This window comes from Mycobacterium sp. 1164966.3 (assembly GCF_001665395.1).
Lineage (GTDB): Bacteria > Actinomycetota > Actinomycetes > Mycobacteriales > Mycobacteriaceae > Mycobacterium.
This window is the reverse complement of record NZ_LZSG01000019.1, coordinates 109,151-121,318: the sequence shown is the minus strand read 5'-3', so window position 1 is coordinate 121,318 and position 12,168 is coordinate 109,151. Positions and strand designations below refer to the sequence as shown.

10 protein-coding genes and 1 pseudogene are annotated in these 12,168 nt (G+C 65.6%); 2 read left to right on the top strand and 9 right to left on the bottom strand.

Annotated features, from left to right (window positions below):
• Nucleotides 1-172: 172 nt before the first annotated feature.
• From A9W99_RS06890 to A9W99_RS06870, 5 genes and pseudogenes are all read right to left on the bottom strand, one after another.
• A complete protein-coding gene (locus tag A9W99_RS06890; RefSeq protein ID WP_067375131.1) occupies nucleotides 173-1,300 on the bottom strand; it encodes a Xaa-Pro peptidase family protein in 1,128 nt (375 codons plus the stop codon).
• Nucleotides 1,301-1,304: 4 nt separating this feature from the next.
• Nucleotides 1,305-2,540, bottom strand: coding sequence for a Xaa-Pro peptidase family protein (locus A9W99_RS06885; RefSeq protein WP_067375129.1), 1,236 nt, complete (start codon nucleotides 2,538-2,540; stop codon nucleotides 1,305-1,307).
• A gap of 93 nt (nucleotides 2,541-2,633) precedes the next feature.
• A pseudogene (locus tag A9W99_RS06880) lies at nucleotides 2,634-3,785 on the bottom strand (serine hydrolase domain-containing protein).
• Between the two features lie 59 nt (nucleotides 3,786-3,844).
• Complete coding sequence (locus A9W99_RS06875) at nucleotides 3,845-4,432, bottom strand: hypothetical protein (RefSeq protein ID WP_067375127.1); 588 nt, start codon at nucleotides 4,430-4,432, stop codon at nucleotides 3,845-3,847.
• Nucleotides 4,433-4,525: 93 nt separating this feature from the next.
• Nucleotides 4,526-5,452 carry a hypothetical protein gene (locus tag A9W99_RS06870; protein ID WP_082929869.1) on the bottom strand — a complete coding sequence of 309 codons (927 nt, stop codon included), beginning with the start codon at nucleotides 5,450-5,452 and terminating at the stop codon, nucleotides 4,526-4,528.
• A gap of 72 nt (nucleotides 5,453-5,524) precedes the next feature.
• Between A9W99_RS06870 and A9W99_RS06865 the strand changes: the two genes are divergently transcribed.
• Both A9W99_RS06865 and A9W99_RS06860 read left to right on the top strand, forming a co-directional pair.
• On the top strand, nucleotides 5,525-6,724 hold the full coding sequence (locus tag A9W99_RS06865) for an NAD(P)/FAD-dependent oxidoreductase (RefSeq protein WP_067375160.1): 1,200 nt from the start codon (nucleotides 5,525-5,527) through the stop codon (nucleotides 6,722-6,724).
• Nucleotides 6,721-7,338, top strand: a complete 618-nt coding sequence (locus tag A9W99_RS06860) for a DUF4389 domain-containing protein (RefSeq protein ID WP_067375125.1) — start codon at nucleotides 6,721-6,723, stop codon at nucleotides 7,336-7,338. Before A9W99_RS06865 ends, A9W99_RS06860 begins: the two co-directional genes overlap by 4 nt.
• On the opposite strand, the gene A9W99_RS06855 is transcribed toward A9W99_RS06860, so the two are convergent.
• The 4 genes from A9W99_RS06855 to A9W99_RS06840 form a co-directional block, all read right to left on the bottom strand.
• On the bottom strand, nucleotides 7,325-9,829 hold the full coding sequence (locus tag A9W99_RS06855) for an ABC transporter permease (protein WP_067375158.1): 2,505 nt from the start codon (nucleotides 9,827-9,829) through the stop codon (nucleotides 7,325-7,327). The two genes, A9W99_RS06860 and A9W99_RS06855, sit on opposite strands and share 14 nt — an antisense overlap.
• Entirely contained in the window at nucleotides 9,826-10,524 is a 699-nt protein-coding gene (locus A9W99_RS06850) for an ABC transporter ATP-binding protein (RefSeq protein WP_067375156.1), read from the bottom strand. The genes A9W99_RS06855 and A9W99_RS06850 overlap by 4 nt, the downstream gene beginning before the upstream one ends.
• Nucleotides 10,525-10,881: 357 nt before the next feature.
• A complete protein-coding gene (locus A9W99_RS06845; RefSeq protein ID WP_067375123.1) occupies nucleotides 10,882-11,259 on the bottom strand; it encodes a DUF5073 family protein in 378 nt (125 codons plus the stop codon).
• Complete coding sequence (locus A9W99_RS06840) at nucleotides 11,259-12,047, bottom strand: heavy metal-binding domain-containing protein (protein WP_067375121.1); 789 nt, start codon at nucleotides 12,045-12,047, stop codon at nucleotides 11,259-11,261. The genes A9W99_RS06845 and A9W99_RS06840 overlap by 1 nt, the downstream gene beginning before the upstream one ends.
• Nucleotides 12,048-12,168 lie beyond the last annotated feature (121 nt).

The following is a 12,168-nucleotide window of genomic DNA, read 5'->3' as shown; positions in this document are numbered from 1 at the left end:
GCCGAAAAAGGCTGGACCACCCGCACCAACAGCCACGGCCAAACCGAATGGATACCACCGCCACACCTCGACCACGGACAGCCACGAACGAACGCGTTTCACCACCCCGAACGATTCCTACACGACGACGACGAACCCGTTTGACACAAGGTCAGATATAGCTTGCGGCGGCCTACGATGCGTCGCCCCACAAGGGGCTGGTGGTCAGCACATCAACGCCGTCTACGGTGATGCAAATGGTGTCTCGGCGAAGGACCGCTCCGAGGCCTTCCTGCCACACGTAGGCCGTGATCGCCAGCACCATCCCGGGCTCCAGGTTCTCGTGTGCATCTGCGGCAGAAAGCATCTCAGAAACCACAGGCGGATCGAACCCGAGCCCCAGCCCGTGCGCGACCGGCATTGGCGGAATGGGCTCGTCGGCCGCTTCATAGGCCGCGAGCAGTCCGCGGGTGGAGGCGCCGGGGCGACAGGCCGCAATCATTCTGTCGTACAGCGTATTCGAGCGTTGAAACAGCTCGCGCACTTCAGGCCCTGCCTCGCCGACCGGCCATGTGCGCCCGACCTCGCCGACGTAACCGCCGGCCAATACGCCGGCGGCGAATGCGACGAGGTCGCCGTCTCGCACTGGACCGTGCGGCCGCGCGCGCCGCCACGGATGTTCGCGCGAGGTCACCCACGCGGCATCCTGGGTGGCAGGCGCGCTCACACCGCCTGCGGCCATGGCTTCCAGGACTGCCCCGGCCATCTGCCGCTCAGCCAGCCCCGCGCGCAATTCGGCTACCCCGGCGGCGAGCCCGCCCTCGGCAATGCGAAGGGCCTCCCCGATGGCCGCGATCTCGTCGGGCGTTTTGATGCGCCGCGCCGCTCGCATGGCCAACTCACCGTCGACCAGCTCGGCGTTGGGAAACGCGTCGGGCAGAAGCGTGGCGAAAGTGGGTGTGATCGCGTCGGTTCCGACGCGCCTCGCCGATTCTGCCCCGTCGATCTTCTTCAATACGTCGATCAGGGTCAGCGGGTTCCAGGTCAATCCGTAAAGGTGATCGTGGCCGATTTCCTCGGGGACGCCTTCGTCGTCGGTGGTGTTGAGGTAGATCTCGCCGGTGGCGCGGACCACGACGCAGACCGGGCCGAACGGTCGTGTGCCCGCGATCCACAGCTGCGGGGCGCCGGTGACATAGCGCACGTTGGCCTGCCGCCCGAGCACCAGAATGTCAAGGTCGTGCGCCTGCATTTGGGCCAGTGCGCGTTCCCGGCGCCCGATCCGTAATTTCCGGGCGTCGGGCACCACCTCAGTTGTCATGGGCTCAGTCACCGTAGGGCGAGTAGGGGTAGTCGGTGATCGGCGTGTAGCCGTCTTCGGTGATCACCACGATCTCCTCACTGCGATAGCCACCGGTACCGTCCTCCCACACCACGGGTTCCAGGACCAGGACCATGCCGGGCGGAAAGACGAAGTTGTCGTCGAACTCCTCACCCAGATCGGTTCCGATCATTGGGGTTTCGGCGGGATAGGTCCCGATGCCGTGGCCCAGATAGAAGTGCGGCAGCCATGGTTTTCGGCCACCGTAGGCGGCGATCGCCGCGCGAGCCAGATCTCCTGAAGTGGCACCAGCCCTCGTCACCGCCAACACCGCGTCCAAAATCGATCTCCACTGCCTGAATTGGTCCTGCTGCGCTGCCATGGGTTGCGCGCCGACCAACCAGGTGCGGCCGAAATCTGAACAGTATCCGGCGTAACTGAAGCTGATGTCGGTCCAGAGCACGTCACCGGCTTCCAGTTCACGGTCGGTGGGCAGCAGCGGCAGCGCCAGATCGCCGTGGGTCGTCCACACGCCGGCGTCGCGTGAGGCCGGCATCACCTGCCAGATGGCTTCCAGCATGTTGGCGGTCGCACCCAGCTCGAACGCACGGCGCACCAGCGCGGCCGAAAGATCGATCTGCCGCACGCCCGGCGCCAGCGCTTGCTGCACATCGGCCATGGCCTGTTCGGTGATCCGGGACGCCCGGCGAATGCACGAGACCTCGTCACGGGTCTTGATCAGCTGCGCGGCGCCGACCACGACAGCTGCATCGGACGGCGGGCCCGACGGAAACAGCGACGCCGCCGAACGGCGCATCGCGCCGGTCAGCTCGTCAACCGCGATGGTCGAATCTGGCGGTATCAACTCGGCGAGCGTGCGAGCGAAATCGGCTACGCCGTAGTCGAATTCGAGATACACCGGGCCGTGCAGATGGTCGGCCGGACCCGGTGGCTCCGACGCAGCCCCACTCCGGAAAGGCAGGAATAGATGCGGATGCACGTCCTCGGCCAGCACGACCGCCACCGGGCGCTCCACGTGCGACAGACCGGCGTCCAGCAGCGGCCAACTGACCCCGGTTGCGTATTGGACATGGCTGTTCATCAACAGAATCAGCGCGTCGACGCCGTATTCCGCCATTGCTGTGTGCAGCCGCGCGCCGGTCTCGGAACGCATGCGCGCCCAGTCCGGTTCGTCGGGAATGTCGAGGACCGTGCCGCTGGCAGTAAGGGTGTGGGGCATGGGGGTCTTTCTAGAAGGCTAAGACGTATCGAACGTTACCCTGCGACAGGTTGCTCGCCGAGCCTGCGGCCAGTGCGGAATCGAGCTGAACGCTCACGCCAACGATGTGAGCGCGTGGAATATCAGCGCCCCGTAGGCCGCCATCCGGTCCGAGCCCAGAATCCCAGGGCCCATCTTGTTCATCACGTAGGAGATGGTGGTGCGGCGATCCGGGCACATCACCACCATCGAGCCGCCCCATCCACCCCAGAAACAGATCTTCTCGTCCGGAACATAGGGGAGTGCCTCGTTTTTCGCCAGCGCATAACCGACACCCCACCGAATGGGTGCGGGCAGGACGAGGTCGACACCGTTGGCCTGCTCCTCGAAGATCAGCTCGACGGTCTCGGGCTTAAGCAGCTCGACCTCACGTGTCGTGCCGCCCAACGAAACTGCCTACAATATGGTCGCCAACGAACGCGCGTTGCCATGGCCGTTGAGTGCGCCCAGATCGGCCTCGCGCCAGGCCGGCGTGTTAGCGGCGTCGGCGTTGGGTGGTGGTCCGCTGAAGGTTTTGCGCATCGGGCTGTCTTCGGGAAGCATTTCCAGCGGCAACTCCAGCGGTGGCGGCGGGACGATCTCAGCGATGCGGTCGTAATCCGCACGCGTGGCACCGATCTGGAAGTCTGCGCCGAGCGGGCCGGCGATTTCGTCTCGGACGAACTGCTTGAGCGAGCGCCCGGTGGCCCGCCGCATCACCTCGCCGATGAGGTGGCCTTGATTGTGCGCGTGATAGCCCGACGCGGTTCCCGGCTCCCACCACGGAGCTTGGGCGGCCAGCGCCGCCGTGGACTTGTCCCAGTCGTACATGTCTTCGGTGCTAAACGGCGCATCCCAGCCGGAAACACCCGATGTATGGGATAGCAGATGGCGAAACGTGATGTCCTGCTTGCCGTTTGTCGCGAATTCCGGCCAGTATCGGGCGACCGGCGTATCCAATTTCACCAGACCGCGATCGACGAGCATCAGGCCGGCCAGACTGGTGACCGTCTTCGTGGAGGACCACACGTTGACGATGGTGTCCTTGTTCCAGGCCCGCGTGCGCGCGAAGTCCGTGCAGCCACTCCACATATCGACGACCGATTCACCGTCGATATCGATCGCGATGCATGCGCCAACCTCTTCGCCGGAGGCGACGTTGTCCGCCAGCACGGCGCGCACGTTGTCGAATGTGCTGTCGCAGTGTCCGTGCACGCCGTCGTCCATGTCGACTCCGTTTCATTGAGGGCCGGGCTCAACGGGCAGCGCAACGGGCAGCGCAACGGTCAGCCGCCGAGGCCCTTCTTGACGGCCGCGTCCTGTTTCTGACCGACGTCGTTGACAAAATCCGGCGGCGCCAGCGAGTCGACCGGGCCATCGAATTGCAGTGTGACGAACGCCTTGCCCTCGGTGAACATCAGTATCGTCACACCCTTGGAGTGGTCCAGTGCGTTGCCCGTGATCGTCGCGCCGCCGCCGCCGATCTTGGCGGGTTGCGTGGCCGGGTGTTTCAAGGTGTTGGCCTGCGCGCCCTTCGCCGCGTTCAGCGCATTCGTGGCGGCGGCGCCGTCCGACAAGACCTGGATTGTGTCGTGAATGACGTGAAGACCGTCCTGCGTGCTGAACGTCGTCGCGACACCCGGTTGGCCATTGGGATCGTTGGTTTGCGGGCCGGCCGTGAACGGTTCTGGCGCGACGATATCGGTGGCCTGGATCAACAATTTGGCGTAATCGGACGGCTTGCCGGCGGCCGACGACGTCGGCGCCGGACCGTGGCTACCCGCGGTCGGCGTGGGCTTACCGCTGCAACCGTCCGCCATCAGCACCAGGCTCACCGCTGTCAGACCGGCGACCACCGTATGAGAGATTCTCATCGCATCGCACACTACCTCGCGTTGCGATGCCGACGATAGGAGACCTGGCATGGCGGGTTTGCTGCACACCATGATTGGCGGTTGGCCGCCCAGCTATCCGACGAGCGTGAAGATCAGCACCAATGCGGCATAGGCGACGGCGAGCACCGCGGCTCCGGCCACGCTGATACGTGCCGAAGTGCCATCGATGGGATCGAGCCAGCGCCGAAACGGCCGTGACGCCGCCGGGACGAGCACCCACTGCAGCAATACGACGCTGATGACGTTGCCGATGAACACCGCCAGTGCCTGTCCGACGCCGGCGTGGCTGAGGGCCGGCGCCAGCGACTTGGAAAGCAGAATCACCGTGGGGTACAGGCACAGCACCACCAGCATCGCCGTCTTCCATGCCGGCGTGATCCTGGTTTGCCCGTCGGCCACTCGGACCGTCGAGCCGAACGGCGCGCTACGTGACAGCTCGGCGAAGTCTCGGGTCAGTTCGCCGCGCAACCGAGGCAGCGCCTCGCGGCGCTCGCGGGAGCCGATCCACCCCGTCAGCTGACCCGCCGTCCGGAATCGGAGCACCGACATCCACTGGCCGGACGAATCCGCCGGAAACAGCGCGGTGCCTTGATATCCCGGGAAGCCGGAGCTGACGTTCGTGAGATCGCTTTGCGCCGAGATGAATTCGGATTCCTTGCCGGGAGTCACGCTATGCAGGAAGACGCCTGTGTTGGCCGGTGGCAGCTCGCCACGCGCGAGGATCAGATCGGCGGCGGAGCGCCAACATCCCTGCGCTTGACCGTCGACGAGCAGGGCTTGGCGCTCATCGCTGTCGAGCCAGGCATCGAGCAGCTCGGCGCTGTCGAAAGAGACCTCGACCGCCCAATCGAGCTGGCCACCGTTCTGAACCGATTGGCGTGCGGATACGTGACCAACGCAGTGACGCGCCGAAGCAAGGTATCCGGTCACCCACCGGTCGAATAGCTGCGGATCGGAGGGCGGATGAAAGAGCGTGATCGCGCTGGCGCCGACAGTCATGTCAGTTGTCTACCACCCACGTTGAGCGCGCCCGTCGGCGAAGCGGTCGGCACACCGCGGCGACCGCTTCGGGTGCTGGTGGTCGGCGCCGCCGTAGCCGGGATCTCCGTGGCCCGGGGCTTGCTGCGCGACGGTCATGACGTCGCCGTCTTCGACCAGCGGTCGAACGTGCAGGTTGGTGGCGGTGCGGTGACGATCTGGTCCAACGGCGAGACCGTGTTGCGGCAGTTGGGCGTGGACATGAAGGGGGCCGGTCAGTTGCTGTCCGGTGTTCGGGTGCTGACATCGAGCGGCCGTCGGCTCGCCACTGTGGACGTGGCAGCGATGGAGAACCGGCTCGGGGCGCCGGTGCGGATGGTGCCGCGCCGAGTCCTGCTAGAGAGACTGCTGGATGGTTTTCCGGCAGAACGCATCCGCTGCGGCTGCCGCGCGGTCGGGATCACCACGCGGCGCGGCGGCGTGCGGGTCGAATTCGAAGACGGCAGCACGGCCGAGGGCGATTTGCTCATCGGTGCCGACGGACTGCACTCGACCATTCGCGAAGTGGTCGGTGCGCCGAATGCGAGGCCGACCGGTTGGTGCAGCTGGCAGGGGCTGGCCGAATTCCCGGACCTCGCCGACAAGCAGGTCGGACTGATCGTAATCGGCGACCGCGGGAATCTCGGTCTCTGGCCCGCGGGTGAGCGCGAGCTGCAGTGGTGGTTCGATTTGCCGTGGTCGTCCGACTTCGTCAGGCCGATGCGCCCGATCGACGTAATCCGCGAGAACTTCGGTGGCTGGACCGACGCGGTGGACCTGCTACTCGCGAAACTCAGCGACGACGACCTGGCGGCTTCGCCGTTCCCGCATTTTCGGCATCCGATTCCCGCACCGGGCCAAGGAGTGCTGACGTTGCTCGGTGATGCCGCCCATACGATGCCGCCGACGCTTGCGCAGGGCACCAATCAGGCGTTGCTCGACACGATGGTGTTGTGCGCGGCGCTCTCAGATCTCCGGCGAGGCACCAGGTTCGGCGATGTGCCGAGCGCGCTGCGCTGGTACGAGAAGACCAGGCGGCGCAGGGTGGCGGCGGTGTCGCGGGTGGCGTCGCTTCAGGTCGCCCATGGTGAGTCCTTGCTGCGACCGGCGGCTTTGATGTCCGACCGGTTGCACACCTGGGCCCTGACCACGTTTCTGCGGTCTACCAGTCACCGCCGGTTGTCGGCGCGGATCAGCCGAGACCTCGCTGCGAACAATCCGATCCGGGCCCCGATCCACTCGGCACAGCGATGAGCGATGCGGGCTATCCGGTGCGCGTTCGAGGTGATTTCGACGCCCCCTCGCGCTGGCTCTGGCTGGTCAAGTGGTGCGTGCTGGCCGTCCCGCATTACCCGATATTGATAGCGCTTTATCTGGTGTATCCGGTGCTGACAATTGTTGCCGGCGTTGCCATCTTGTGCACCGGACGGTATCCGCGTCCGATATTCGACTTCAACGTCGGCGTGCTGCGGTGGTCCTGGCGCGTCATGAATTACCGCTTCCCGATGAACAGCACCGACAGGTACCCGCCCTTCACCCTCGCGTCCCGGCCCGACTACCCGGGCGATCTAGAGGTGGATTATCCGGAGCGGCTGTCGAATTGGGCTGTGCTGGTGAAGTGGTGGCTGCTGGCGCTGCCGCAAATACTGCTGTGCTGGGCGATGGAGCCGTTGTTGCAGGTGCTTGCCCCAATCACCGCGCTGGCGTTGTTGTGTACCGGAACGATCCCGCGCGGCATCTTCGAGCTCCTCCTGGGCATCGCGCGATGGCGTTATCGGGTTGCGGTCTATGTTTCCTTGATGCGGGACGAATACCCGCCATTCCGAATGGATCTCGGTTCGCCCGACGTGGGTTCTAGTCGACGCTGACGGCTTCGATGATGTTGAGTCGTGCCGCGCACCGCGCGGGTGGCACGCTGCCGAGCAAGCTGATCGCCAAGGCGCCGATCGTGAAGACCAGCATCATCGCGTTTGGCCGGAAGCTGACTTGGAAGCTCATCATCTCGCCACTGACCAGGCTGAACAGCCACTGGTCCGTCACGCCGAACAGCAGTCCCAACACCCCTCCGACCACGCCGATACCTACCGCTTCGACCAGAACCATCCGCAGGGTGAACCGGCGGCTGGATCCCATCGCCCGCAGCACACCGATTTCACGACGCCGTTCCAGCACCGACAGCGTCAGGGTGTTGAGCAGCGCGACCGCGGCCACCAACACAACGATGACCCAGACGGCATTCGCAATGAACATGCTTTGGCGCATCGGCGCCTCGAGGCCGGCCAGCTCGGCGTGACCGTCGTAAACGTAGTTCGGCGCCGGCACCACCCGGCGAACCTCGGTCAGCAGGTGCCGCGGATCGACGCCTGGGTCGGCCGAAACCTGCAATACGGTGGCCGCCGGACGGTCGAACCAGGTGCGCATTTGATCCAGGCTCATTCCGACCGTCCCGATGACCGTCGAGAAGTACGGCACCAGAGCCAACACGGTCGTCTCTTGCACGCCGCGCGGCGTCTGCATGCGTAGTCGATCACCAGCCCGAACGTGCAGCACCTTGCCGAGGTTCTGGGTCAGCACTACCCCTCGCCCGTCGAGCACGTCGGCGCGAACCCGGTTGTCGAGCGCGTGGAAGAGGGCGTCGGCGGTTCCCGCGGAGAACCCGTCCAGCATCACCCGGGTGCCGCCGACCTCGGCGAACCCGAATGCGCCCTCGGTGACGTGTGCGACGCCCGGCACCGCGGCGACCTTTTCCGAAAGACCTTGCGGCAGAGCATCGGTGGGGTAGCTGTCCGGGGGATTTGCGCTCACCCAGACCGGGACGTCGGCGACCGACGAGAAGATGCCCCGCGCCGAGCGGATCATGTCAGTGTTGGTGCCGGTGATCGCGATGGTCGTGACGACCGCGATGAGGACCGTCATCACCGTCGCCCACACCCGTCGCGGCGCGCGTTCGATCGTCGCCGCCGCCAATGCCCCGGAGGAGCCGAACACTCGGGCCGTCGCGGCAGTGGCCTTTACGATCAGCGCGGTGAGCGCGAAGCCAAGCGCCACTTCGGCACTGAACACTGCCGACATCGCGGCGAACGCCACCACGCCGCGCTGACTGACGACGATCAGCATCGAGGCCGCCAGAACAACGCCGGCGCCGATCCCGGTTACGATTCGTAGCCATCGTGGCACGCGATCGGCGGCCGAGACGCCGACTGGCGCCAATGCCTCGATCGGCGAGACCTTGTACACCTGCCGGGTCGCCATCGCCGAGGCCACCACGCTGGTGAGCGCGGTGGCCGCCAGCGCCGCCGGTACCGCATAGGCAGGCAGCCAGTATTCGACGCGGGCCTCCAGCCCTTGAGTCATGGCCGCTGGCAATCGGCCAATGGCTATGCGGCCCAGCAGGATTCCGGCGGCCGATCCGATGGCACCACCGAAAAGTCCGAGCACCGCCGCTTCGGCGAGCATGTCACGAACGATGGTGACGCGACGGCCGCCGATCGCGCGCAGCATCGAGATGACCGGGCGGCGCTGCGTGATCGCCATCGTCATCGTGGTGTAGATCAGAAAGGCGCCGACCATCAACGCGACCATCGCGCCCATCAGCGCCATATAGTTCATCATCTTGACACCGTCGCCGGCCCGCGTCGCCCGCATACTGGGGTCGGCCACAACTGCCCGGCCGTTGACGGCGGCGACGACCGCTTTGCGAACCTGATCCAGATCGGTGCCGGGTTTGACAGTGATCAGGATGGAGTCGAGCTGACCCTGCCGCCCGGTGATGTTCTGCGCCAATGCAAGTGGGGCGAGGACATAGTGCCCGCCGTTGAGATCGGCCTGCCGCTTACCGCCGAGCACCTCGATGACGGTGACCGATCCCGAACCAAGTTGGAACGTCGCGCCTTTCGCATAGCCCACAGCCGGACCGACGCGGACGCCGTCGGGAGGATCCGACGGGCTTGTCAGCTGGCCCGACACGGCGTCTTTGAGTGCGCTGCCGAGCGCGGCGATGCTCTGGTCGGCGCCGAACAGCAGCACGTGACCGGACGCGGTGGACGCCGACGTCCGGATCATGGGTGCCGCGACCGCGACACCGGGGACCGCGGCCACGTCGGCCGTGATGGTGTCGGGAAATCCCGCGTCGGTGATGCCTGACACCTCCAGGGAGGCGATGCCGGCTACGCCGTCGGCCAGCCGGTTCACTGAACCGGTGATAGACCCGAAGATGCCGAATATCGCCACCAAGTACATTGCGGACACCGCCATCACCGCGATCGAGGCGATCGTGCGTCGACGATGGACCGCGAGTTCGCGCAGGCTGAACAGCCGCAGCCGGCTGGCCGCGGCAGCGATCGCCGAGCCGGGTCTCAGCACGGGACCAGCAATGACTCGTCGGAACCGACTTTGCCGTCCTGCAGTGTGATAACCCGATCCGTCGCCTGCGCCGCCTCTGGGTTGTGGGTCACCATCACCACCAGCCGGCCGTGCCCCTCCTCGTGTGCGACTTCGGCCAGAAGTTCCAAGATCGAAGCGCCCGTTGCGGAATCGAGATTTCCGGTCGGCTCGTCGGCGAGGATCAGCGGGGGATCCATCATCAACGCCCGCGCCACCGCGACACGCTGCATTTGGCCGCCGGACAGCTCCGAAGGCCGGTGCTCGATTCGGTCGCCGAGCCCGACCCGCTCCAGCAACCGAACCGCATCCGGTTTGGCCTTGCCCAGCCGCACCCCGTCCAGCAGCTTCGGCACGGCCACGTTCTCCCATGCCGAGAGCGTGGGCAACAAATTGAAGAACTGGAAGACGAATCCCACCCGATGATGCCGAAACTCGGACTGCTGCTGATCGCCAAGCCGGCCGATCTCCTTGCCGTCGAAGATGATCGACCCCGAATCGGGGGAGTCCAACGCGCCGAGCAGATGCAGCAATGTGCTCTTACCCGCGCCCGACGGTCCAACCATCGACACAAACTGTCCGCCATCGAGCCGCAGGTTGATGTTGTCCAGCGCGCGGACCGACTGGCCGCCCACTCGGTATTGGCGCACCACATCGCGTAGTTCGATGGTCAGGCCGCGATCCGGCTGATCGACGGCGACGAGTGCTTCGATCACCGCGCCGAGCAGATGCAGCAATGTGCTCTTACTCGCTCCGGAAGCTCCGAGCGTCGACGCGAACTGCCGGCCGTCGAGCCGCAGGTTGATGTTGTCCAACGCTGGAACTGAATGGCCGTTGACCCGGTGCTGGCGCTGCCCGTCGTGCGGTTCGATGGTCAGGCCGCGATCCGGCCGATCGAAGCCAGTGAGTGCTTCGATCGAGGAAAACAACGAGCCCGAACTACCCATGGCGTGACGGCCGTGACTCATGCGAAATACACGAGCCCGACGCCCGAGCGGTTCAGCGTGACCGCCAAGGCGCCAGGATGCGGATCAATAGCCGGTGCTGGTGCCGAGAACCTCGACGGCGGCATTGATGTTCGGGATGACACTCGCGCCGTATCGGGCGACGATCTGCCCGAGCGCTCGCGCGACGTGCGGGCCGACCTCCTCGGCGAGGAGAACGTCCTCGGCGATGACGATGCCGTTGATCAGGTGCGCCGCCAGCAGGCGGCCGTCGTGGCTGACCTCGTAACGCCAGTCACCGATCTGGATCCGCTCGGGCTGCGATCGCAGAAATCCGCGTCGCGCGGGCGTGTGCACCACACCCGGAAGTCCCGCGAACACCTTCACCACCAACGCGACTCCGCCCGGACCGGCCAGTGCCGCCCCGACGGTCCGACTCACCCGCTCGTGATCAAAGTCGACCATCAGCCGTCCATGGGCAAGACGAACGACGGAGTGATCGTCTCTCCGCTGCCGGTGCGGCGCACCGCGGTTCCCGCCGTGTAAAACTCCACCGTGTGCAGGCCCCAGGCGTAGTTGGAAATGGCGAAATGTACGCCCACCACTCCATTTGCACCGTCGCGTTCCGCCTCGCTCTGCATGCGCGACATCGCCAGCTCACGCGCTTGATAGTTGCCCTGTGTCCACTGCGGCATCTCCATGTTGCGGCCCATTTGCTTCAGCGTCTGCATGAAGCCCTGCACTGCGATGTGAAATACGCAGTTGCCCATCACGAAAGCCACCGGGGCGAACCCGGATCGCAGTAGCGTCACCATGTCCTGGCCGGATAGATGGCTGGAGAACGCCTGTCCGTTGGGGCGCCGGAATGCGCCGGGCTTTTCGGTGTAACGCACCGCGGTGCCGACCGCCATGAACTCCAGATGCTCACCGCCCTCGCCGTGATGGCGCCAGTTGAGGCGGACGCCGACGATCCCGTCCGCCTTGAGGGCATCGGCTTCGGCTTGCATGCGCGCCATCGCATTCCAGCGCGCCCGATACGTCGCCTCGGTGAGGACGCCCAACTCCTGCTGCTGCCGCATGCCGCTGAACTGGAAGCCGACGTGATAGACGGACACCCCCATCACCAGTTCGATGGGTTCGAATCCGGCCCCGTGCAGCAATGCGAACTCGTTGATCGACAGGTCGGACGTCCATGACTTTGCAGCGTGCGACAACCGTTCACTGGCTACTGGATCGAGCTGGTTCGGTTCCATCGGCAGGGTCCCTTCTCTGGCCTTGCGTCAGCGTACGACCCGCGGGCGGCAAGTGTCTGCCATATCCACGCCGATTTTGGCCGTGCGGGTAGCGCCTGGAATCAGGCAGGGCTTAACTCAG

Bases quoted from the DNA above. Each gene is read 5' to 3' on its own strand.
- A9W99_RS06890 (WP_067375131.1), bottom strand. From the start codon at position 1,300: ATGACAACTGAGGTGGTGCCCGACGCCCGGAAATTACGGATCGGGCGC.
- A9W99_RS06885 (WP_067375129.1), bottom strand. From the start codon at position 2,540: ATGCCCCACACCCTTACTGCCAGCGGCACGGTCCTCGACATTCCCGAC.
- A9W99_RS06875 (WP_067375127.1), bottom strand. From the start codon at position 4,432: ATGAGAATCTCTCATACGGTGGTCGCCGGTCTGACAGCGGTGAGCCTG.
- A9W99_RS06870 (WP_082929869.1), bottom strand. From the start codon at position 5,452: ATGACTGTCGGCGCCAGCGCGATCACGCTCTTTCATCCGCCCTCCGAT.
- A9W99_RS06860 (WP_067375125.1), top strand. From the start codon at position 6,721: ATGAGCGATGCGGGCTATCCGGTGCGCGTTCGAGGTGATTTCGACGCC.
- A9W99_RS06845 (WP_067375123.1), bottom strand. From the start codon at position 11,259: ATGGTCGACTTTGATCACGAGCGGGTGAGTCGGACCGTCGGGGCGGCA.
- A9W99_RS06840 (WP_067375121.1), bottom strand. From the start codon at position 12,047: ATGGAACCGAACCAGCTCGATCCAGTAGCCAGTGAACGGTTGTCGCAC.